General features: G+C 52.7%; 21 protein-coding genes and 1 pseudogene. 16 read left to right on the top strand and 6 right to left on the bottom strand.

Going from position 1 to position 19,991, the window contains the following annotated elements; translation table 11 throughout:
• Window positions 1–7 precede the first annotated feature (7 nt).
• Window positions 8–940 carry a hypothetical protein gene (locus ACTJJ6_RS02455; protein WP_440801938.1) on the bottom strand — a complete coding sequence of 311 codons (933 nt, stop codon included), beginning with the start codon at window positions 938–940 and terminating at the stop codon, window positions 8–10.
• Window positions 941–1,086: 146 nt separating this feature from the next.
• Between ACTJJ6_RS02455 and ACTJJ6_RS02450 the strand changes: the two genes are divergently transcribed.
• The 16 genes and pseudogenes from ACTJJ6_RS02450 (at window position 1,087) to ACTJJ6_RS02375 (ending at window position 15,804) form a co-directional block, all read left to right on the top strand.
• Window positions 1,087–1,680 carry a phage baseplate assembly protein V gene (locus tag ACTJJ6_RS02450; protein WP_197640607.1) on the top strand — a complete coding sequence of 198 codons (594 nt, stop codon included), beginning with the start codon at window positions 1,087–1,089 and terminating at the stop codon, window positions 1,678–1,680.
• Entirely contained in the window at window positions 1,677–2,027 is a 351-nt protein-coding gene (locus tag ACTJJ6_RS02445; protein WP_440801935.1) for a GPW/gp25 family protein, read from the top strand. The genes ACTJJ6_RS02450 and ACTJJ6_RS02445 overlap by 4 nt, the downstream gene beginning before the upstream one ends.
• A complete protein-coding gene (locus ACTJJ6_RS02440; protein WP_440801933.1) occupies window positions 2,024–2,932 on the top strand; it encodes a baseplate assembly protein in 909 nt (302 codons plus the stop codon). Before ACTJJ6_RS02445 ends, ACTJJ6_RS02440 begins: the two co-directional genes overlap by 4 nt.
• Window positions 2,925–3,536 carry a phage tail protein I gene (locus ACTJJ6_RS02435; RefSeq protein WP_308354563.1) on the top strand — a complete coding sequence of 204 codons (612 nt, stop codon included), beginning with the start codon at window positions 2,925–2,927 and terminating at the stop codon, window positions 3,534–3,536. Before ACTJJ6_RS02440 ends, ACTJJ6_RS02435 begins: the two co-directional genes overlap by 8 nt.
• Window positions 3,529–5,865 (top strand): hypothetical protein, encoded by a 2,337-nt coding sequence (locus tag ACTJJ6_RS02430; protein WP_440801931.1) that lies wholly within the window; start codon window positions 3,529–3,531, stop codon window positions 5,863–5,865. The genes ACTJJ6_RS02435 and ACTJJ6_RS02430 overlap by 8 nt, the downstream gene beginning before the upstream one ends.
• The gene (locus ACTJJ6_RS02425; RefSeq protein ID WP_440801928.1) at window positions 5,862–6,773 is read left to right on the top strand and encodes a hypothetical protein; all 912 of its coding nucleotides are present in this window, start codon (window positions 5,862–5,864) and stop codon (window positions 6,771–6,773) included. Before ACTJJ6_RS02430 ends, ACTJJ6_RS02425 begins: the two co-directional genes overlap by 4 nt.
• Before the next feature lie 9 nt (window positions 6,774–6,782).
• Window positions 6,783–7,874: a phage tail-collar fiber domain-containing protein gene (locus tag ACTJJ6_RS02420; RefSeq protein ID WP_440801925.1), complete on the top strand. Its 1,092-nt coding sequence runs from the start codon at window positions 6,783–6,785 to the stop codon at window positions 7,872–7,874.
• Window positions 7,875–8,074: 200 nt separating this feature from the next.
• Window positions 8,075–9,247: a phage tail sheath protein gene (locus ACTJJ6_RS02415; RefSeq protein WP_440801923.1), complete on the top strand. Its 1,173-nt coding sequence runs from the start codon at window positions 8,075–8,077 to the stop codon at window positions 9,245–9,247.
• A gap of 10 nt (window positions 9,248–9,257) precedes the next feature.
• Complete coding sequence (locus ACTJJ6_RS02410) at window positions 9,258–9,773, top strand: phage major tail tube protein (protein WP_308354568.1); 516 nt, start codon at window positions 9,258–9,260, stop codon at window positions 9,771–9,773.
• A 60-nt stretch (window positions 9,774–9,833) separates the two neighbouring features.
• Window positions 9,834–10,124 carry a phage tail assembly protein gene (locus ACTJJ6_RS02405; RefSeq protein ID WP_174136920.1) on the top strand — a complete coding sequence of 97 codons (291 nt, stop codon included), beginning with the start codon at window positions 9,834–9,836 and terminating at the stop codon, window positions 10,122–10,124.
• A gap of 14 nt (window positions 10,125–10,138) precedes the next feature.
• Window positions 10,139–10,258 carry a GpE family phage tail protein gene (locus ACTJJ6_RS02400; RefSeq protein WP_071844561.1) on the top strand — a complete coding sequence of 40 codons (120 nt, stop codon included), beginning with the start codon at window positions 10,139–10,141 and terminating at the stop codon, window positions 10,256–10,258.
• A pseudogene (locus ACTJJ6_RS02395) lies at window positions 10,251–12,104 on the top strand (phage tail tape measure protein); the annotation flags it as partial. The gene ACTJJ6_RS02400 and the pseudogene ACTJJ6_RS02395, both read left to right, overlap by 8 nt.
• A 686-nt stretch (window positions 12,105–12,790) precedes the next feature.
• The gene (locus ACTJJ6_RS02390) at window positions 12,791–13,255 is read left to right on the top strand and encodes a phage tail protein (RefSeq protein WP_197640583.1); all 465 of its coding nucleotides are present in this window, start codon (window positions 12,791–12,793) and stop codon (window positions 13,253–13,255) included.
• Complete coding sequence (locus ACTJJ6_RS02385) at window positions 13,252–14,349, top strand: phage late control D family protein (protein ID WP_440801917.1); 1,098 nt, start codon at window positions 13,252–13,254, stop codon at window positions 14,347–14,349. The genes ACTJJ6_RS02390 and ACTJJ6_RS02385 overlap by 4 nt, the downstream gene beginning before the upstream one ends.
• A gap of 73 nt (window positions 14,350–14,422) precedes the next feature.
• Window positions 14,423–14,641: an ogr/Delta-like zinc finger family protein gene (locus ACTJJ6_RS02380; protein WP_071844562.1), complete on the top strand. Its 219-nt coding sequence runs from the start codon at window positions 14,423–14,425 to the stop codon at window positions 14,639–14,641.
• A gap of 119 nt (window positions 14,642–14,760) precedes the next feature.
• Window positions 14,761–15,804, top strand: a complete 1,044-nt coding sequence (locus ACTJJ6_RS02375; RefSeq protein ID WP_440801914.1) for a phage integrase — start codon at window positions 14,761–14,763, stop codon at window positions 15,802–15,804.
• A 111-nt stretch (window positions 15,805–15,915) separates the two neighbouring features.
• Here ACTJJ6_RS02375 and ACTJJ6_RS02370 read toward each other — a convergent pair whose 3' ends face one another.
• From ACTJJ6_RS02370 to ftnA, 5 genes are all read right to left on the bottom strand, one after another.
• A complete protein-coding gene (locus tag ACTJJ6_RS02370; protein WP_440801912.1) occupies window positions 15,916–16,764 on the bottom strand; it encodes a pentapeptide repeat-containing protein in 849 nt (282 codons plus the stop codon).
• 512 nt (window positions 16,765–17,276) lie between these two features.
• The gene (locus ACTJJ6_RS02365; RefSeq protein ID WP_049300694.1) at window positions 17,277–17,618 is read right to left on the bottom strand and encodes a YebY family protein; all 342 of its coding nucleotides are present in this window, start codon (window positions 17,616–17,618) and stop codon (window positions 17,277–17,279) included.
• Window positions 17,619–17,687: 69 nt separating this feature from the next.
• The gene (gene copD, locus ACTJJ6_RS02360; RefSeq protein WP_151254690.1) at window positions 17,688–18,569 is read right to left on the bottom strand and encodes a copper homeostasis membrane protein CopD; all 882 of its coding nucleotides are present in this window, start codon (window positions 18,567–18,569) and stop codon (window positions 17,688–17,690) included.
• Between the two features lie 2 nt (window positions 18,570–18,571).
• Window positions 18,572–18,988: a CopC domain-containing protein YobA gene (gene yobA, locus ACTJJ6_RS02355; RefSeq protein WP_046686875.1), complete on the bottom strand. Its 417-nt coding sequence runs from the start codon at window positions 18,986–18,988 to the stop codon at window positions 18,572–18,574.
• A gap of 291 nt (window positions 18,989–19,279) precedes the next feature.
• The gene (gene ftnA / locus ACTJJ6_RS02350; protein WP_015377481.1) at window positions 19,280–19,798 is read right to left on the bottom strand and encodes a non-heme ferritin; all 519 of its coding nucleotides are present in this window, start codon (window positions 19,796–19,798) and stop codon (window positions 19,280–19,282) included.
• Between the last annotated feature and the right edge of the window lie 193 nt (window positions 19,799–19,991).

Genomic DNA, 19,991 nt, shown 5'->3' with positions numbered 1-19,991 from the left:
TATTGGTTTAAATTTTATTTAATAATTTACCCAACAAATATTGATGACGAATATAAGTACCTGAAGATACCATTTTTCTTAATCTTTCCTGATAAGCTAAGCTACAACGACGTCCATCCTTCACAAACCCAGTTAGCTTTATAATCTCAAATATAGTTTCGAGAGAAAACCCTTGTTCGGCAGATATGGTTTTTGCAAATTCATCGGAAAGATACCAAAATTCATGAATGGCATTAAGAACAACGTCATTTATACTCAAGCCATTAGCCAAACCTAAGACCATGCCATTATCAAGCTTAAGTGTCATTCTGTGACGCAATGCTCCTGAGCTATGCGCGGGCATCATTAAATATGTCCAAGTCAATACGAACCTAAAATCCCCCCTAACAAAACTACGTATATTTACTATATTATCATCATGTGAGATGTTTAATGACGCAGATCCAACAAAAACTGAAACCAAAAGAGTCGAATTATTTACATCCCAATAACCTAAGTTTTCTTCTACACTTACTTTGGATAAAGGTTTTGTATTATAACGCTCAGGTGTAAGAGTGGGGACTCGTCGACTATATACCTGAACGAACCCTGATTTATTTTTTATAACTGGCGTAACCACTCTCGTATCTATCAATTCACCGTTCTTCATCTCATATGTGTGTTTAATTACATTTATTTTACTTGGACTTTTCAAACTCCGATGAAACGAGTATCTCTGCTGTTTAATACCTTGCCCATGATATTCGGCCGTCTCTTTCTCTCTATAAAACCCTGCATGTTTCAAAATCATAATCACATCCCCATTGGATTTTAATTCGAACCTCATGATGGTTTTCTTTATGCCATCAACATCAATAGTTACTTCGGTTTTTTTTGCATCACAATTAAGACTATTTTTTTCAGTAATTACATCAGGATTACTTTTTAAAATTTCAGTCATAAATAATTCCTCATAATATTATCTACCTATAATGGAAAATAGATAATTAGTTTTTCACTCTAAAATCGTTATAAATGGCATTGTGCCAGACACCACACAATGCCCGCAACATGCAGCCCGCGCCGCGCGCATGGCAGGCTGTGCCAATGAATACTCAACTTTCTGAACTCCTGCGCCTGCTGACCAATCTGATCCGAATCGGAACCATTTCCGAGGTCGATACAGAGAACGGCCTATGCCGTGTACAAACCGGCGCGCTTGAAACCACGCCGCTCAAATGGCTGACCATGCGCGCAGGCAGTGCGCGCACATGGTGGGCGCCATCAGTCGGGGAGCAGGTGCTGATTTTGAGTATGGCCGGCGAGCTGACAACAGCCTTTGTTCTGCCGGCCATTTTTTCGGACGCTCACTCGGCCCCCTCGGATTCGGAGAGTGCCTTGGTTGCGGAGTTCCCCGACGGTGCAAGGTTCAGCTATGACCCCGAAGATGGCGCCCTGACCGTGGAGGGTGTGAAAACAGCGCTGTTTAAGGCGGCGACAGGGATCAGGTTGGAAACACCAAAAGTCACATGCACTCAGTTGCTGGAAACGGCTCAACTATTAGTCACTGATGGCGGGACAATGACAGGCAACATCACCCACAGCGGAGGCCGCCTCACATCTAATGGCGTCGTCGTTGATGAGCATGCGCACGATGGCGTAGAGACAGGTGGCGGAATATCGGGAGGGCCGGTGAAATGATGTACCAGGGCATGAACACCAGTAACGGCCGCGCCGTCGAAGATATCGATCACATTCGTCAATCAATCAGCAAAATTTTGCTGACTCCAATCGGCAGCAGGATCACCCGGCGCCCGTTCGGCTCGCTGATGTCCGAGCTGATCGACCAGCCTCAAAACGACACAACCCGATTGCAGCTGATGGCCTCAGCATACAGCGCTATCAATCGCTGGGAACCGCGCGTGTCACTAACGGCCGTCACTGTGACCACGCAGATTGACGGCCAAATGATTGTGGATGTATCCGGCAGCAGGAACGACACAACGGCGAGCATCAATATTTCAATTCCGTACGGGAGCGCATCATGAGCGTAATAGACCTTTCGCAGTTGCCGCCGCCCCAGGTAGTGGAAACCCTGAGCTTTGAAGACCTGCTTGAGGAAAGAAAGGCGCGACTGCTTGAGCTCTATCCTGAAGAGCAGCGCGAGGCCATAGCACGCACTCTGGAGCTGGAATCTGAGCCGATCGTGATGCTGCTGCAGGAAAATGCCTATCGGGAAATGCTGTTACGCCAGCGCATCAACGAGGCTGCACAAGCCGTGATGGTGGCGTATGCCATCGGTAGCGACCTCGACCAGCTTGGCGCCAACAACAACACGCCGCGCCTGACAATTATCCCCGAAGACAGCGAAGCCATCCCGCCAGTTGAGGCTGTGATGGAGTCTGATGCAGATTTTCGCCAGCGCATCCCGGCGGCATTCGAGGGAATGAGCGTCGCAGGACCAACCGGCGCCTATGAGTTTCACGCACTAAGCGCAGATGGAAAAGTTGCAGATGCATCGGCGACCAGCCCGGCGCCGGCGCTGGTCACTGTCACGATTCTTTCCCGCGAAGGGGACGGAACGGCCTCCCCCGAATTGCTGGCGAAAGTTGACGCTGCACTTAACGATCAGGCAGTACGACCTGTAGCTGATCGCCTCACAGTTCAATCTGCCAGCATCATCAACTATGGGATTGACGCCGTGCTTTATGTCTATCCGGGGCCAGCGCAAGAACCAATTCTTGCCGACGCACAAAAGCGCCTGAATGCCTATATCAACGAGCAGCGGCGCCTTGGGCGCGATATCCGCCTAACAGCAATTTATGCAGCACTGCACACTCAGGGCGTACAGCGTGTAGAGCTACGCAATCCGCCTGCCGATGTGGTGTTGGACAAAACGCAAGCCGCCAACTGCACAGATGCCCGCGTTGTAATTGGTGGATCGGATGAATAGCTTGCTCCCACCTGGTTCCTCACCGCTTGAGCGCCGCGCGGCGGAGGCATGCACTGCAGTTAGTGATCTAAAAGTGCCCCTGCGCGACCTGTGGAATCCGGACAAATGCCCGATTGTGTTTCTACCGTACCTGGCCTGGGCTTTCTCGGTCGATAGGTGGGATGAAAAGTGGACAGAGGCAGAGAAGCGAAGGGCTGTTAAAGACGCATTTTACATCCACCGCCGCAAAGGGACGGTCGCGGCAATTAAGCGGGTGATCGAAAACATGGGGTATACCATGACGATCGCGGAATGGTGGGAGGTTGCTGACCCTGCAGGCACATTTCGTTTAACGATTGATGTTCTCGAAGTTGGGATCACTGAAGAAATTGTGAAAGAGTTGGAGCGCTTGATCGGTGATGCAAAACCAGTCAGCCGACATATAGCGGGATTGAATATTAAGACAATAACGCGCGGAAAAATTTATAGCGCTGTAGCCAGTTATTGCGGGGAAATACTGACGGTATATCCGGCAGGGAAAACGCCCGATATCCCCCTTTACTATGACGGCAAAATTAAACACAGCGGCCATTATGTCTACACCGGGAACGCAAGCGATGAGTAAATTAAACGAACAGTCAAAATGGGAAGAATCCATTAACCAGGTCGAAGACAGCGATCGGGTAAAGGGTGGCGAAAGCGGCGCGGTAAATATTCAGGCCGGGCAGTTGGCCGCCCGTACACAGTATTTGCGTAACTTGTTCGATTCACTGATGGCGACGATCAGCCTCGGCGAGGGTTGGTATAAGACCCTGTCAGATGCCCAGCGCGATATTGACAACGGCAAGCTGCCCGCAGATGTCCTGTTTAACGTCCGATCGACTGATGACAAACACTGGATGGACGAATATCAGAACATCAACGGTCTGGCCACACCAACCGGGCGTTTTCTGGCCTCCGGCAACTACCTCGCGGAGATCCTGACGCAGCTAGTATCAACCATGCAGGCAGTCGGCACATTGGAAAACCGAATCAAGCCGATTAAAAGATACCACTCTGATAAATATCCAATCATTTTTAATGCCGGGGGCGGGCCTGATGAAACCTATGGCGCATTTGATAATCAATCCGGGTTATGGCTGGGCGGGTTAGAAGCGGCCGTTCAGGATTATTTGCTGGGCATTTTGCCAAAAAATAAAACCAATCGTTATCCAGGGCTGGCTTATTTCTTTGCGGCTGAAAACGGTGATGATTCCTATGGACTAATTGAGAAAAATGGCGCGTGGCGTCTGCCGTGGATGGACGATGTTTTACAGGAGCGCCTGGGCGGCCTGCTGTCGACAAAAATCACCCGCCGCATTCAGGGCTGGCACTCCTTGCTGGTTTCAAAAGACGCTGACCCCAGGATCATCTATGGCCTGCGCGCGGCTGATGCCGGGTTAATACTGACCGGCCTCGGCACCACTGCCGTGCAGGACTATATTTCCGCCAACATCCGGCCGGCAGAGGGAAAATTAGCCCTGCATATCGGCGAGCAGCTTCTGTGGAACGATCACCCCGTCGTGTCAGCCCACAATCTCGGCCCCGATGCGGTGCTGTTCAGTTATCTGCCGGGGGGAGAGAACACGCCACGCTATGCGGTGATGTTCATCAAGTCGAAGCGCGAAATGGTGCCGGGTGGCGAGATGCACATCACGACTGAGGACGGCCAGTCGCTGGCGGCGTCCTTCGACAGCCACAACGGATCGAATATCAATATCATGAATTACGACCCGCGCTATCGCGGCTACGCGCTGGCGCTGGCTAACGGCCGCCCCGAGGGCGGCAATCTCAAAGCCGTCACCGACGACGATCGCGACACGGCCAACGATCTGCAATATCCCGCCGCAGGCTGGCGACAGGGCCATTCATTGCCGCGAACCTACACCCTGCTCGATAAGCTGGCAGAGAACGGCCAGACATGGCCGGTATTTTTCCACGCGCCAGCTGCCGCCGGCGGCCAGTCATTCGCAAACATCTCACCCGGCACCGTGCCGTATCAGAACGGCATCGACATGGTGACACGTGCGAAACAAATCGCTGACGCGGTAGGGAAAAAATGCAAGGTCGTCGTCTTACTGCTTGAACATGGCGAAACCGACAACGACAACGGCGACAACCTGCTACCAGGTGATTATCTGGCGAAAGAAGAAACCTATTTCCCGCGCCGGATAGCGGATTACAAAGCGATCACCGGGCAAACCGACGAGATTGTGATCGTGATCGGCCAGGTCGGGAGCCGACTTAACAGTAAAGCGCAGGCAGTAGACGAGGAAGGCAACCCGCTCGGCGAAGAGGTCATCACGCAGCCCTATTCCATTTCTGCCGTCGATCAGCGCGAATACGTGCGCCGGCATGCAAACGCCATCTGCTACGGGCCGAAATATCCGCTCAACTGGCTGTATAGCGACGGTTCACTCAGCCATATCAATGCCGCCGGTAAAGTGTTGCAGGGCGAATACCAGGCGCAGGCGGTTCACTGGCATCTGTACGATGACGAGAAAAAAGGCACCTGGACGGACACGACGATCGAGTCGGTCACCGTGACAGGCAGTGTCATCGAAGCGCGCTGCAAAATGCCGTATCCACCGCTTGTTATCGATAACGCATTCATTGGCGACGTAAAAAATCAGGGGCTTTCGCTGGAGCTGAAATCCGCCGATATCCTCAGCGTTGACGTGGTGGACGGGAAAATATTGCGCATCACCTGCGATAAAGCACCGGCCGCCAATGATTTTCTGCTCGTCGGTTTCAACAACAAGACGCAGCACGCTAACGGCCAAACTTACCCGCTGACGTGCCTGCGCGATTCATCGCCCATGGTCAGTAAGAAAATCACGCGCAACGGCGCGCCCTTCCCGCTTTACAACTGGATGACGCTGGATCGCATCCCATTATCAGGAGAAAAAGCATGACTCTCGGCTTTAACAGCGGTGTCCCTTACCCGTCCGGCGGCCGCCCGGCGTTGAAATTGTCGGCCTATGTGTTGGATGACCAGGCCATTTTTGCTGCGCACCGTGCCCGCGTGCTGGCCGACGGCGGAGTGATCCCCGATGAAGCCGGCTGTATGGCGCGCATTACCTGGTTACTCGACAACGGTATCTACGGCAAGGTTGAAAGTGCCATTAACCCGGCGTTCGGCGTCAAGATGAACGCGAACAAGGAGGTCAGCAAGCTGTATTCCCTGTTCGCGAACGATGACTACATCAGCGTGATGCAGGGTGACGGCGCGCAAGTGTTGTATGACGACAGCGGCGACGCGCCGGGCGTGATCATCAAGATTTCCAGCAACGGCGGCGCGTATTTGCGATCTGAGAAAAACCATCGCGTGCAGCGAAGCGGGCAATATGCCATCAGCGGCCGCATGGCGGATAACGATCGTGCGGACTCGCTGGGCATCCTGGTGGGCATCAGCATCGCCGGGCTACCGATGGCTTATTTACGCACGCAGATCACCAATCAGCAGCGGGACATTGAGGCATGGCGCTACGGCACGCGCGACAGCACCTGGAATGGCTCGGGCGTGAATGGTATCGCCATGGGCGCGGTCAGAACCCCATATGCGGATTACGTTCCCTCGGCAGCGCTGTTTGACGTCGCCGACGGCGAAATTCGCGGCTACGAAGCGGGCGAGCTGAAGGCAAAGGACACGTCAACGACGGGGCGGCTGGCTGATTTGACGTCATTCCCGCAGCCGATTTATGTCGGCAGCACGTTTACCGGCGGCAAGGTAAATCCGTGCTACGGCACATTGCGCGAAGCCATTTTCCTGCATACGGCAGACGACAGCGACGCCGTCGCCCTGTCTAAGCTGGGCATGTAAGGGGGGATCATGCCGGAATTCTTCAGCATCCTGACCCATACCGGCGCCGCCAAGCTGGCGCTGGCCGCGCAGACCGGTCAGCCTATGGCGATCAGCACAATGGCCGTCGGCGATGGCGCCGGCGCCACACCAACGCCGTCACCATCCCAGGAAGGACTTATCGGCGAGCAATACCGCGCCGCGCTCAACGCGCTGACTATCGTGAGCGAATCGGCCAACGTGATCAGCGCAGAAATGATAATTCCGCCGGAGTTCGGCGGCTTCTGGATCAGGGAGGTCGGGCTTTATGCAGATGATGGCGTGCTGGTTGCCGTAGGCAGCTTGCCGGACAGCTACAAATCGCATCTTGCCGAAGGCTCGGGGCGCAATTCGGTGATCCGTGTTGAGCTGGCCGTCAGCAGCACAAAGGATGTGCAGCTACTGATCGACCCCACGGTCATCATCGCAACCGTGGATTACGTCGACACGAAATTTCGCGAAGCGAAGAACCGGGCGGACGACGCCCACGCACTGGCGGAAAGCAAAGCGGCATTTGATGACATTTACCCGCCGGGTATCAGTATCTTCTTTGCGACGAACCTGAACCCTAACGAGAAGTGGCCGGGCACCAACTGGATCTATACAGGCGAGAATAAAACGATCCGCATCGGCAAGGCCGATGGCTCGGATGTGCTGACCGCCGGCGGTTCGGACACGGTAACACTGAGCGTTGAAAACATGCCGGCGCACAACCACGGCATCAGCGGCCAGGTGGGCGAGTTTGACCACGGAACAAAATGGGCGTCAGAGTTTGACCACGGTACGAAATGGACGTCAGAAGGCGGCGAACACGCGCATCAGGGCGGCATGGATGCCCCGGGTGAGGCGTGGGATGGCGATTACATCGTCGGTTCGGACAATGACAGCCACCGCACCCGGAGGTGGACAAGTCAGAACGGCAAGCACAGCCACACCGTCGAGATCGGCAAGCACAATCACGCGGTAGACATTGGTAAGCACGGCCACAGCATCAATCTGACGTCTGCCGAGGTCGGCGGCGGCAATGAATTCAGCATTGTTGAAAGCCACATCAAGTTGATGTGCTGGTATCGCGCCGCGTAAGCAAGGCCCCGATGTGGGGCTTTATTTTTTCCTGCAGTACAGCCATAAATAACTGTGTTGGCCATACCGTCAAACTTAGATGCTAACAGCAACCCACCCGGGCATTGTGCCAGTCGCCACACAATGCCCAACGCATGCACTAGACGCCATCAGCGAACACCATAGCGGAGAAACCTTAACCGGAACCGGAGATCCGCCCGATGGCTGAAGATTATCATCATGGCGTTCGTGTCCTCGAAATTAACGAGGGCACCCGCACAATCACAACCGTAAGCACCGCAATTGTGGGGATGGTCTGCACCGCCGACGATGCCGATGCTGCGGCTTTCCCACTCAACACCCCAGTATTGTTGACCGACGTCCTGGCCGCCAGCGGCAAGGCCGGTGAAACCGGCACCCTCGCCCGCTCGCTGGATGCCATCGCCGATCAGGCAAAGCCAGCCACTGTTGTAGTGCGTGTCGCCCAGGGCGAAACCGAAGCCGAGACGACAACCAATATCATCGGCGGCGTGACCGCTGAAGGCAAAAAAACCGGCATGAAAGCCCTGCTGGCTGTGCAAAGTCTGTTAGGTGTGAAGCCGCGCATTCTGGGTGTGCCTGGTCACGACAGTAAGGCCGTCGCCACTGAATTGCTGTCAGTAGCACAGAGCTTGCGCGCATTCGCCTATCTGAGTGCCTATGGCTGCAAGACGGTTTCCGAAGCTATCGCGTATCGCGAAAATTTCAGCCAGCGCGAGGCCATGCTGATCTGGCCAGACTTTCTGAGTTGGGACACTGTGACCAATGCAGACGCGACGGCCTTCGCAACCGCCCGCGCATTGGGGCTGCGCGCCAAAATTGACCAGCAGACCGGTTGGCACAAAACGCTGTCAAACGTCGGCGTTAATGGCGTGACCGGCATCAGTGCAGATGTGTTTTGGGATCTGCAAGACAGCGCCACCGATGCCAACCTGCTGAACAAGAACGATGTCACCACGCTGATCCGCAAGGATGGCTATAAGTTCTGGGGTTCCCGCACCTGTTCCGATGATCCATTGTTCCAGTTTGAAAACTACACCCGCACTGCGCAGGTGTTGGCGGACACAATGGCAGAGGCGCACATGTGGGCCGTTGACATTCCACTGCACCCGTCACTGGCCAAAGATATCCTGGAAGGCATCAAGGCCAAATTCCGTGAGCTGAAATCAGCCGGCTACATCATCGACGGCAACGCCTGGATCGATGACGCAGCGAACGATAAAGACACGCTGAAAGCCGGGAAGTTAGTCATTGATTACGACTATACGCCGGTCCCGCCGTTGGAAAATCTGCTATTACGCCAGCGCATCACTGATCAGTACCTGGTCAATTTCACCCAGAACGTGAACAGCTAAGGGGCACTCAATGGCATTACCACGCAAATTGAAATACCTGAACCTCTTCAATGAGGGGAACAACTGGCAGGGGATCGTTGAGTCCCTGACGCTGCCAAAGCTGACGCGCAAGCTTGAGAACTACCGCGGCGGCGGCATGAGCGGTAGCGCCAAAGTCGATCTGGGGTTGGACGACGACGCGCTTGATGTTGAATGGACAATTGGCGGCATCGAAGCCCTGCCGATTAAGCAGATGGGCGTCGCAAAATTGGATGGCGTCATGCTGCGTTATACCGGCTCAATTCAGCGCGACGACACCGGCGAAGTCCAGGCGGTTGAAGCGGTGATCCGAGGCCGCCATAAAGAGCTGGATTTTGGCGAGCACAAGCAGGGCGAAAACTCGAGCACCAAAATTTCTACCGCAGTGACCTACTTCAAGTTGACCATCGCCGGCGAAGAAATTTGCGAGATCGACACGGTGAACATGATCGAAAGCTTTGGTGGCGTCGACCGCCTGGCTGAGCACCGCCAAGCCATCGGCCTGTAATTCCTGCGGCGCCGGAACGCCGGCGCCCTCTTCTTTCTGAAAATCGCGGAGCACAACAAAATGACCGAACCGACCAAAGTGCCACTGGACACCCCAATTCAGCGCGGCAAGACCGAAATCACTGAGATCACCCTAACCAAGCCGCAGTCTGGCGCGCTGCGTGGTGTGAAGCTGGCCGACCTGCTGGAAATGGATTATTCCGCGGTGGCAACCGTCTTGCCGCGCGTTTCCACACCTTCACTGACGCCGCAGGAAATCAGCGAAATGGATCCGGCTGACTTTACGCAGCTGGCCGGCGGCATCGTCAGTTTTTTGTTACCGAAATCGGCACTGGAATCCCGGCCGGTTTAACCATTGAAGACCTGATGGCGGATATCGCCGCCATCTTCCACTGGCCGCCGTCAGAAATGTACCCGTTCACCTTAACCGAACTTTGGGACTGGCGGCACCGGGCACTGATTCGAAGCGGAGAAAGTGATGAGTGACCGCAATCTAAGACTGCAGGTTATCCTGAACGCGGTGGACAAAATCACCCGCCCCTTTAAGACCATGCAGGCCAGCAATAAAGCGCTGGCCGCTGCCGTCAAAAACTCCCGTGATGAACTGAAGAGACTGAGCGCCGCCGGCGACCAGGTGAACACCTTCAATTCGCTGCAGGTATCCATTAAGAAAACAGCCGACGAACTGGCCGGCGCCAGACTGAAAGCCCAGATGATGACGCGCGAAATGGGCGCGCTTGAAAACCCCACCAAAAAGCAGACCAAAACCCTGGAGGATCAGTGGCGCGCGGTAGACCGGCTGGAGCAAAGGCAAAAGAGCGAAGTCGCGCAGATGGGCCGTGTGCGATCCGAGCTTTACCGCATGGGGATATCTGCCACCGATGGCGCCGGCGCCACCAACAGAATCGCCAACGAAACCGCCCGCTATAACCGGATGCTGCAGGAGCAGGAGCGCCAGCTGAGACGCGCTGGCGAGCAACAGCGCAGAATGAACGCCGCAAAAGCGCAATATGACAAAACCAGAGAGCTGAGAAACAACATTGCTGGAACCGGAGCCGCAACCGTTGCATCAGGTGTAGCCATGGGTGCTCCTGTTTTAGCTGCCGTGAAAAGCTATAGCTCTATTGAAGACGCGATGAAAGGCGTGGCTAAACAGGTTAACCCCCTATTGGATGATAACGGTAAGCGCACAGCCAAATATCACGAAATGCAGCAAGCAATAAAGGCGGCATCAGAGCAACTCCCAATGGAAAACGGTGCTGCAGATTTCGCCGCATTAGTGGAGGGCGGTGCTCGAATGGGGGTATCTAGCGATAAGGATCCATGGCAAAAACAGAAAGCTGATTTACTTTCTTTCGCCGCAACATCTGCCAAGGCTGCAAAGGCGTTCGAATTACCCGCCGATCAACTTGCCGATGATTTGGGGAAAATAGCATTCCTCTATCATGTACCAACTCAAAGGATCGAAGAACTCGGCGACGCCCTGAACTACCTGGACGACAACGCACAATCAAAAGGTGCTGACATTATTAACGTCCTGCAGCGCATGGGCGATGTTGCCGATAAGTTGAATTATAAACAAGCCGCTGCACTGGCTTCGACGTTCCTGTCCTTGGGGACACAACCAGAAGTGGCGGCATCAGCCAGTAAGGCAATGGTGCGTGAGTTGGGCATTGCTTCAATGCAAGGCAAGCGTTTCATTCAGGGAATGAGCCTATTAGGGCTAAATGCCAAGGACTTGGAAAAAGGCATAGCGACGAATGCAATAGGCACAATTAGAGATGTCCTATCACGCATAAAGAAACTGCCGGCCTCGCAGCACTTAAGCGCAATGACAATGCTTTTTGGCAAAGAGTTTGGCGACGACGCTGCCAAGTTAGCAAATAACATCGGCGAATTAGATCGCCAGTTGGCGTTGGTCGAGGGTGGCCGGGCCAAGGGGTCTATGCAGAGGGAATCGAATATCGATAAAGATTCTTTGTCCTCCCAATTTCTTCTGCTAAAGACCACCGCAAAAAACATGTTTAGTGATCTGGGCGAGCCTTTGCGTGAGCCACTGATGGACGTGAACGACTGGTTTAAACGTGGAATTGGATGGGCTCGGAAATTTATTGAAACCCACCCAAAGCTGGCTGCAGCGTTTGTTAAGACGGCGGCGGTTGTTACGCTGGTTACAGTTGCGCTTGGTGGGATGATGATTGGAGTTGCAGCAATCCTTGGGCCATTCGCCCTGCTGCGGTTTTCTCTGACAATGTTGGGGATTAAGGGGCCATCGGTGATGGGCATGTTGGCCAGGTCTATAAAAGGTGTGGGTACTGCCATTATCTGGGTAGGTCGAATGATGTTAGCAAACCCTATCCTTGCTGTGGCTGCAGCCATCGCCGCCGCCGCAATCTATATCTGGATGAATTGGGAAACCCTGGGGCCAAAATTTAAAAGGCTGTGGGACAGCATCAGTGCATATACAAGCGAGAAGTGGCAGGCCATCAAGGATTACATTTCGGGCGTCTGGACCAGCATAAGCGGCAAAGCCAGCGAAACTTGGGAAGAAATAAAACGGGCGGCCAGTAGCGCAGCTGAAAAAATTGGCATTGGTCTGAAGCGAGGGCTTGACGTTATCACCGCCCCGCTGCGCGCCGTCATGGATGGCTTTAAATGGTTGCTTGAAAAACTGGACCTGTTGCCGCAAAAAAACGAGGCATTAGCCCAAACGAATGAGCTGCTAAAAAATAACCCCATCGCCCAAAAATATGGTTCTGTGGGCGAGCCAGCCCCAACAGGCTACACGGCAAATGATATGGCCATTCGTTTTACCGGCTCAAGCATGAAACCAGTGAAGGCGCCAAACGGCGGTAACTTCTACTACCAGACGAAGATCGATCTCAGTGTTGACGCGAGGAACAACCAGAACAGCAAAGCTGTTGCAACAGATGCCGTGAAAGCGCTCCGGGAGCACATGCAGAAAGACGCGGCCAAGGCGCGCAGTAATTTTTCTGATCGAGATCTGGGGTGGGAATTATGATGATGGCACTCGGGTTATATGTCTTTATGCTTGAAACGGTCCCCTATCAGGAGCTGCAGCATCAAATGGCATGGCGCTACCCAACCAACAACCGCGTTGGGAAGCGCCCTTCAGCGCAATATGTAGGCCCAGAAAACGACACCATTACACTCAGCGGCGTGTTGCTGCCGGAAATCACCGGCGGCCGCCTGTCATTGCTAGCCCTGCAAACAATCGCCGATCTCGGCAAGGCGTGGTCTTTGCTGGATGGCAGTGGGACCATTTACGGGATGTTTGTCATTGAAGGGCTAGACCTTAACAAGTCCGTATTCTTCAAGGATGGCGGCGCCAGGCGCATTGAGTTCACGCTTAAGTTAAAGCGCGTGGATGATGACCTGGGCACCATGCTCGGCGACCTGCAAGAGCAACTTAGTATCATGAAAGATCAGGCGGCAACAGCTATTGGAGGGCTTATTTCATGAACACGCCAGACTGGTTAAGCGGCCGGGATAGCACGCCCGCGTTCAAGATCACTCTTAATGGCAAGGATATAACCACAAGACTGGAAAGCCGGCTGATATCTCTCACGTTGACAGACAACCGCGGATTCGAGGCGGATCAGCTTGATATCGAACTTGACGATGCCGATGGCGCTGTTGATCTGCCTTCGCGCGGTGTCCAATTGGAGCTGCAATTGGGCTGGAAAGGCGAACCAATGATCAATAAAGGCGCCTTCACCATTGACGAGATTGGCCATTCCGGCGCGCCAGACAAGGTGACACTGCGCGGCAGAAGCGCCGACTTCAGGAACACGCTTAATATCAAGCGTGAAAAGTCATATTCAAAAACCACCATCGGCGAGATCGTTAAACAATTTGCAGCCCGCCATAAACTGGAGCAGGCCATCAGTCCGCAAATGGCCGCCATGACTATCGACCACATCGACCAAACGAATGAATCAGATGGCAGCTTCTTGATGCGCCTGGCGCGCCGCGTAGGTGCGATTGCTGCAGTAAAATATGGAAGACTGCTATTCATCAAGCAGGGCCAAGGCGTGAACGCCAGCGGCAGGCCGCTACCGGCAATGACAATCGTGCGCGCTGACGGCGATGAGCACCAATTCACCCTGGCCGACAGAGATGCCTATACCGGCGTTTCAGCCAGTTGGCTCGACACAAAAACGGCAAAACCACAAACGGTAAACGTAAAGAGGAAGCGCAAGCGTAAGACGACCACCGCAAAAGTGCCAGCCCAGGATAAACAGGGAGAATACCTGGTAGGCACCGACGATAACGTTTATGTATTGAGCCGGACCTACGCAAATGCGTCCAACGCTCGCCGGGCAGCCAAGGCAAACTGGGAACGAATCCAACGCGGCGCCGCGCAATTCTCAATTACGCTGGCCAAGGGCCGGGCAGAGCTTTACCCGGAAGTACCGGTATCAGTAAAGGGTTTCAAGCGTCAGATCGACGCTGCAAACTGGACGATTACAACGGTAACGCACACAGTGGCAGATGGCGGATTTACCACGGCACTGGAGCTTGAAGTGAAGATAACCGATCTCGATATGGAGTGATTTGCAAGTTTAATATTCGCTTTTTCAAACATCGTGCTATTGTATGCATATCGATACAGCAGAGGCTAATATCATGATGCGATGCCCTTTGTGTGGCCATGCGGCGCACACCCGCAGTAGTAACGAAGTGACAGCAACGACAAAAGAGCGTTACAACCAATGCACAAACGTGAATTGCAGTCATGTCTTTATCACGATGGAAACTTTTGTTCGCTCCATTGTTAAGCCCGGTCAGGTTGACCCAGCGCCACCGCACCCATCCAAGTCTGGCCAAACCGCCCTGCACTTCTAACCATAAACCCGCCGCCGGCGGGTTTTTTGATCCATGTTTGAACCAGCCGCACACAAACATTGAATACTGTTATTATATACAGTATTCAATATGTAATTTGGTTCACTGGATCTGCGAGTATGACCGTAAGAAAATTGAGCACCGGCAAGTGGTTGTGCGAGTTCTATCACAACGGGAGGGGCGGCAAGCGTACCCGTAAGCAATTCGCCACCAAGGGGGAGGCACTCGCCTTCGAGAGCTATCAGCTCGACCAGGCAAAGACCAAGCCTTGGCTGGGCGATAAGGAAGACAAGCGAAAACTTAGCGAGTTGATCGATCTGTGGTATAGGCTGCATGGCTGCTCGCTAAATGACAAAAAAGGCCGACTTGGCAAATTGGTCATTATCTGTAACGGCATGGGTGATCCGGTAGCGTCGGAGATTACTGCGCGGGATTGGGCCCATTATCGCGATCAGCGGTTGCGCGGAGAAATCGATAACGGCTATAGCACCAGTCTTGAAACAAGGAAAGTCAGCACAGGAACGGTTAACTGTGAACAAGCTTTTTTGCGGGCTGTATTCAACGAATTAAAAAGATTGGGGGAATGGTCTTTGCCGAACCCCCTGGAAAATATCAGGGAGTTCGATCAGCCAGAAAAGGAAATGGCATGGCTGAACAATGAGAAAATAAAAGCACTGATAAACGCCTGCCATACTCATGGCAACCCAGAGCTAACACTCATCGTTAAGATATGCCTCTCAACTGGCGCCAGATGGAATGAGGCCGCAAAACTAAGGCCATCGCAGATATCAAAATATAAAATCACGTATACCAACACCAAAGGGAAGAAAAACAGAACGGTCCCCATCTCGAAAGAATTATATGACGAGCTCACAATACTGGATGAAAAGGAGTTTGAACCTTGCTACAAGCAATTTTATCGAGTTCTGCGACTGGCGAATATAACCTTGCCAGAAGGACAAATGACGCATGTGCTCCGCCATACCTTTGCTAGCCACTTCATGATGGGTGGGGGGAATATCATAGTCTTGCAGCGCATCCTTGGGCACTCAGATATCAGGGTAACGATGCGCTACGCCCATTTCGCGCCAGACCATTTAGAGGAAACTCTAAGACTAAATCCGCTGGCAGGCCTCCCACCCTCTGAGAATGAGAGGCCTTAATTCTTCTCCAAAACTTGACTTTCCAGTCAAAAGATTCGATTATAACTCTTGTCTGGAGGCATGATGCGGGTCAACTAAGGTTTAAGTTCCTTAGCCATAGGGTTCGATTCCCTAAAGCCGTCTAGTTTGGTGAATACTTTCCGGTCTCTTCTTCTTTATTTCTTCTAGCACATTATCTTCTGCGATCATATAATTAAGATTTTTAGCCTTAACTAGCGCATCTATATCTATATTTTTTGCACCCCGTATATTTACACGGCAGAGGTTAGCATCTTCAAAGTTTACATTTTTCAAATCACAGTTCCTTAGATCGCAACCTTTCAAATTTGAATTATTAAACTGAACATTAACCAAACTAGATTCATTAAGTTGAACTCCAGTAACACTGGCATCTTTCATTTTGACATTGTACATATTACAATTTTTAAAATGACATCCATCTAAATTAGCCTCATTGAAATTGACAGATTTCAATATCACATCATTTAGAAAGACCCTTCTCATTTTTGATTTTTCAAAACTAGATCCGGAAATATCCCCAGAGTAAAATTTTACATCCTTAATTGATGTTTTTGTTATTATAATCCTTTGTATATTAAGTTTTTTCACCTTGGCCTGAGTTAATCTTTTAAGCAATCCTGCCTTTTTTAAATTAATCTCTTCTGAAGAGTAGGATGCATAATCCTTTAAGTCATCAATCAGAGAATTTTGCTTGCTAGTGTGTTCTCTTCTTCTTTCGAAAAAAATGACAACTACGCCTAACACCAAAAAATCCACAATTGAAGAGTTAAGGTTAATTAAAAGACTTTGCAGAAAAGCGAAATTATAAAATGAGTTTGAACCATACGGGTAATGGTTGTTATTATAATTCCCCCAGAAAAATGATAATGAAGTCACTATTACGATAAATATTAAAAATATACATATAGTTGGTAACAATGAACGCAATGCTTCTTTCACCTTCTCCTCCAAGAAAATTAGTAATTAAAACAATAATTAATATTATAGATGCTATAGAAATCATGACAGCAATGCAATTTTTACGCATTAAAAACTATTTCTTATGGAAAAAACGATTAAGAGCACATCAATGATGTGGTTGCAGCCGTCAATCGCGGCGGATTCCAATGGCGGCAAAGTGGCGACAGAGGAAGATAAAGGGTGTAATGCGGTATAACAGGAGGCGTGATAAGTGATTGTTTTATCTGTAACCAACTGTTTTAAAACGATAAACAAAAAAAGACCGAATACGATTCCTATATTCGGTCTAGGGAAATGGCTCTTGGGAGAGAGCCGTGCGCTAAAAGTTGGCATTTAATGCAGGGCTTGTTCAGCCGTGCACTTTAAGAGTAGCCTACCGCGCCAGTTTTGCCAGCCGCCCGGCGGCTGCGTGATAGTTTCGTGACGAAATAACTATGCGGCAAATGCGCATCAATCTGCGCACGCTGGGCAAGGCGTTGGCAAACAAGCGGTTAGTCAGCGCACAGCTTCTTGGCGCGCTCAATAAACGGCGCCATGCTCATTTTTTTCCCCGGTTCGGCAGGGTCGTCCAGCAGGATCACCTCCAGCGGCTGCGCGCGCTGATGGCCCTTCTTCACCTGCTGCTCCGCCGCGTCGTTGAGCGGATATTGCATCAGGGTGCTGTTATTCAGCACAAACAGCGCGCCGCCGCTGCGGCACTGCAGCGTCACTTCTTCCTTGGTGAACGCCCACTGTTTGCCGTACTCCAGTTTGGTGATGTTCACCAGTTTGTCTGCCGCCAGCGCGCCGGTCGCGGTTGCCAGCAGCGTAATGCCGAGTAATACCGATTTCATGTGATGGCCTTAAGGTTGCTATTCGCGCCGATTTTCCCGCAGCTTGCCCGGTTGCGGCAAGCTGAAATGTCATACCGGCGCATAGGTTGCAAATAAACTGACCAGCAGCAGCACCGCCATCCCCAACCCGACTTCGAGCCAGCAGGCCAGCACCACGCCGCGCTGCGCCAGCGCCGGTATGCGGCTCATCGCCGGCACGATGGCGTAGCGATTGGCCAGCGCCACCATCACCATCAGCGCCACCAGCGCGGTTTTGATCAGCAGCAGGCGCTGATAAGGCGAGCCGAGGTTGAGCGGCCAACCGCCGAGAATGATCAGGCTGTTGACGATGCCGGTGACGATCACCGCCGCCACCGCCAGGTGCCCCCAGCGCGAGAAACGGATCAGCGTGGTGATGGCGTCGCTGCGCCACTGCGGCGGAGGCAGGTAACGCAGGCAAACCAGCAGCGGCGCCAGGCTGCCGAACCAGTAACCGGCGGCCAGCAGGTGCACCGCATGGTTGGCGCGGTGCAGCGCGCCCAACGCGCCTTCATGCATCGCCGCGTGGCCGATAAACGCCAGGCTCACCAGCAGCAGCGCCGAGCACAGCGCCAACGCCTGTGCGCGCGGCCGTTCCGGCAGCAGCAGGCTCAGGATCGCCAGCAGCGACAGGCCCAGATGCCAGCGCCACACTTCGCCGAAGGTGGTGCCGAGCACCGCCCACCAGACCTCCAGCCGCCAGGCGTCTTCCCAACCGTCGCCCATCTGCCCGGCCTGAATGGCCAGCAGCGCCACGGCGGAAAGTCCGGCAATCCAGGTGCCGACAAGCAGCAGGGGGCGCACATCGCGGGAGAGGATCGGGGAGAGGCGCTGCGGTGACAATAAGGCGGTGAACAGACTGATGCCGAACATCAGCATCACCGCCGCAAAGTGCACCAAGCGACACAGAACGAACAGGGTCGCCAGAGTCACGATCAGTTTACGGTGAAGCTGTACTGGCCTTTGGTTTTATGCCCGTCGACCGAAACCACATGCCAGCTGACGTTGTATTTACCCGCGCTCAGCTCGCCTTCAATCGGCACGTTGACCTGGGTGTTGTTGTTCGGATCGAGCTGCAGCTTGCCGGTTTTCACCACGGCGTTGTCCGGGCCGGTGATTTTCACGCCGCTGAAGTTTGGTTCGATGCCTTCGGAGAAGCTGAGGGTCAGCGCCTTCGGCGCCGGGCTGACGCTGGCGTCGGCCTTCGGCGTTTCCACTTTCAGGTGGGCGTGCGCCAGCGCTTGCTGCGAAGACAGGCCGACGAACAGAACGAAAACGGTGGAAAGCAGGCGACAGGAGGAACGAATTTTACCGATCACAGTGGTATCCCTTAACAATATAAAGAGGGTCATAAGGGTTAAGGCCACAGCCAAGGCGATGTATCAGCGGCCCCAACCCACCGCAATGATTGCGCCACGGGTAAACAAAAAACGGGTTGTATCGGCTAACCCGCTGTTTTGACTCTACCATCCCTGTAGCGTATCGCGGTAAATCATAACGACCACGCTGCGGCAAGTCGAGCGCATCACTGGCATTTTGCGATCCGGCAGCACGTATCGCCGCATAACCGCGATAAACGCAGGGTAAAAAAAACCGCGCGTCAGGCTCGCCCGCGCGCGGTTTTTTCGATGTTCTGATGCAGATCAGGCCTGGTCGTTGCCGCCCTGGCCCATCGCGCCCATTTTCTTCAGATCTTTGTCGATGAAGAACAGGCCCTTGCCGCTGGTGCCCACCAGCGCCAGCTTGTCCAGCACGGATTTGAACAGTTTCTCTTCTTCATGCTGCTCCGCCACGTACCACTGCAGGAAGTTGAAGGTGGAGTAATCGTGTGCGGTCATGGCGGCGTGCGCCAGTTCGTTGATCTGACGAGTGATCAGCTGTTCGTGTTCGTAGGTCTGCTGGAACACGTCCGCCAGCGATTCGAACGCTACCGGCGGCGCGGCGATGGTGCCCAGCAGCGGCAGAGAGCCGGTGTCGCTCAGATAGTCGAACAAACGTTGCATATGCTGCATCTCTTCCTGAGAATGCTCCTTAAGAAATGCGGCGGCGCCTTCAAAGCCTTTATCGCTGCACCATGCGCTCATCTGCAGATACAGGTTGGCGGAGTAGAACTCCAGATTCAGTTGCTCATTCAGCTTTTGAGTCATTTCTTGCGTCAGCATAATGATTCCTTTTATTTTGCAGGTCATGAATTTAATTTCCGCGCATTATGCCCTGCTGCCGTAAAAATAAAAACACTTTATTTACACTCAAATCACATTAATTATAAAAACAATAAATATCAATAAATTAAAATATTTCACCTACATTGAGAATTCACATGATAATTGTTTTCATCTTTTATTTTAATCAAAA

Origin of the sequence: Serratia sp. 22278 (assembly GCF_052045405.1) — a bacterium.
GTDB classification, from domain to species: domain Bacteria; phylum Pseudomonadota; class Gammaproteobacteria; order Enterobacterales; family Enterobacteriaceae; genus Serratia; species Serratia marcescens.
Note: the sequence above shows the minus strand (reverse complement) of the source record. Positions and strands in the feature narration are given on the sequence as shown.

What these genes read in the sequence shown, in the direction of transcription:
- ACTJJ6_RS02455 (WP_440801938.1), bottom strand. Translation starts at nt 940, where the DNA reads ATGACTGAAATTTTAAAAAGTAATCCTGATGTAATTACTGAAAAAAAT.
- ACTJJ6_RS02450 (WP_197640607.1), top strand. Translation starts at nt 1,087, where the DNA reads ATGAATACTCAACTTTCTGAACTCCTGCGCCTGCTGACCAATCTGATC.
- ACTJJ6_RS02445 (WP_440801935.1), top strand. Translation starts at nt 1,677, where the DNA reads ATGATGTACCAGGGCATGAACACCAGTAACGGCCGCGCCGTCGAAGAT.
- ACTJJ6_RS02440 (WP_440801933.1), top strand. Translation starts at nt 2,024, where the DNA reads ATGAGCGTAATAGACCTTTCGCAGTTGCCGCCGCCCCAGGTAGTGGAA.
- ACTJJ6_RS02435 (WP_308354563.1), top strand. Translation starts at nt 2,925, where the DNA reads ATGAATAGCTTGCTCCCACCTGGTTCCTCACCGCTTGAGCGCCGCGCG.
- ACTJJ6_RS02430 (WP_440801931.1), top strand. Translation starts at nt 3,529, where the DNA reads ATGAGTAAATTAAACGAACAGTCAAAATGGGAAGAATCCATTAACCAG.
- ACTJJ6_RS02425 (WP_440801928.1), top strand. Translation starts at nt 5,862, where the DNA reads ATGACTCTCGGCTTTAACAGCGGTGTCCCTTACCCGTCCGGCGGCCGC.
- ACTJJ6_RS02420 (WP_440801925.1), top strand. Translation starts at nt 6,783, where the DNA reads ATGCCGGAATTCTTCAGCATCCTGACCCATACCGGCGCCGCCAAGCTG.
- ACTJJ6_RS02415 (WP_440801923.1), top strand. Translation starts at nt 8,075, where the DNA reads ATGGCTGAAGATTATCATCATGGCGTTCGTGTCCTCGAAATTAACGAG.
- ACTJJ6_RS02410 (WP_308354568.1), top strand. Translation starts at nt 9,258, where the DNA reads ATGGCATTACCACGCAAATTGAAATACCTGAACCTCTTCAATGAGGGG.
- ACTJJ6_RS02405 (WP_174136920.1), top strand. Translation starts at nt 9,834, where the DNA reads ATGACCGAACCGACCAAAGTGCCACTGGACACCCCAATTCAGCGCGGC.
- ACTJJ6_RS02400 (WP_071844561.1), top strand. Translation starts at nt 10,139, where the DNA reads ATGGCGGATATCGCCGCCATCTTCCACTGGCCGCCGTCAGAAATGTAC.
- ACTJJ6_RS02390 (WP_197640583.1), top strand. Translation starts at nt 12,791, where the DNA reads ATGATGATGGCACTCGGGTTATATGTCTTTATGCTTGAAACGGTCCCC.
- ACTJJ6_RS02385 (WP_440801917.1), top strand. Translation starts at nt 13,252, where the DNA reads ATGAACACGCCAGACTGGTTAAGCGGCCGGGATAGCACGCCCGCGTTC.
- ACTJJ6_RS02380 (WP_071844562.1), top strand. Translation starts at nt 14,423, where the DNA reads ATGATGCGATGCCCTTTGTGTGGCCATGCGGCGCACACCCGCAGTAGT.
- ACTJJ6_RS02375 (WP_440801914.1), top strand. Translation starts at nt 14,761, where the DNA reads ATGACCGTAAGAAAATTGAGCACCGGCAAGTGGTTGTGCGAGTTCTAT.
- ACTJJ6_RS02365 (WP_049300694.1), bottom strand. Translation starts at nt 17,618, where the DNA reads ATGAAATCGGTATTACTCGGCATTACGCTGCTGGCAACCGCGACCGGC.
- yobA (WP_046686875.1), bottom strand. Translation starts at nt 18,988, where the DNA reads ATGACCCTCTTTATATTGTTAAGGGATACCACTGTGATCGGTAAAATT.
- ftnA (WP_015377481.1), bottom strand. Translation starts at nt 19,798, where the DNA reads ATGCTGACGCAAGAAATGACTCAAAAGCTGAATGAGCAACTGAATCTG.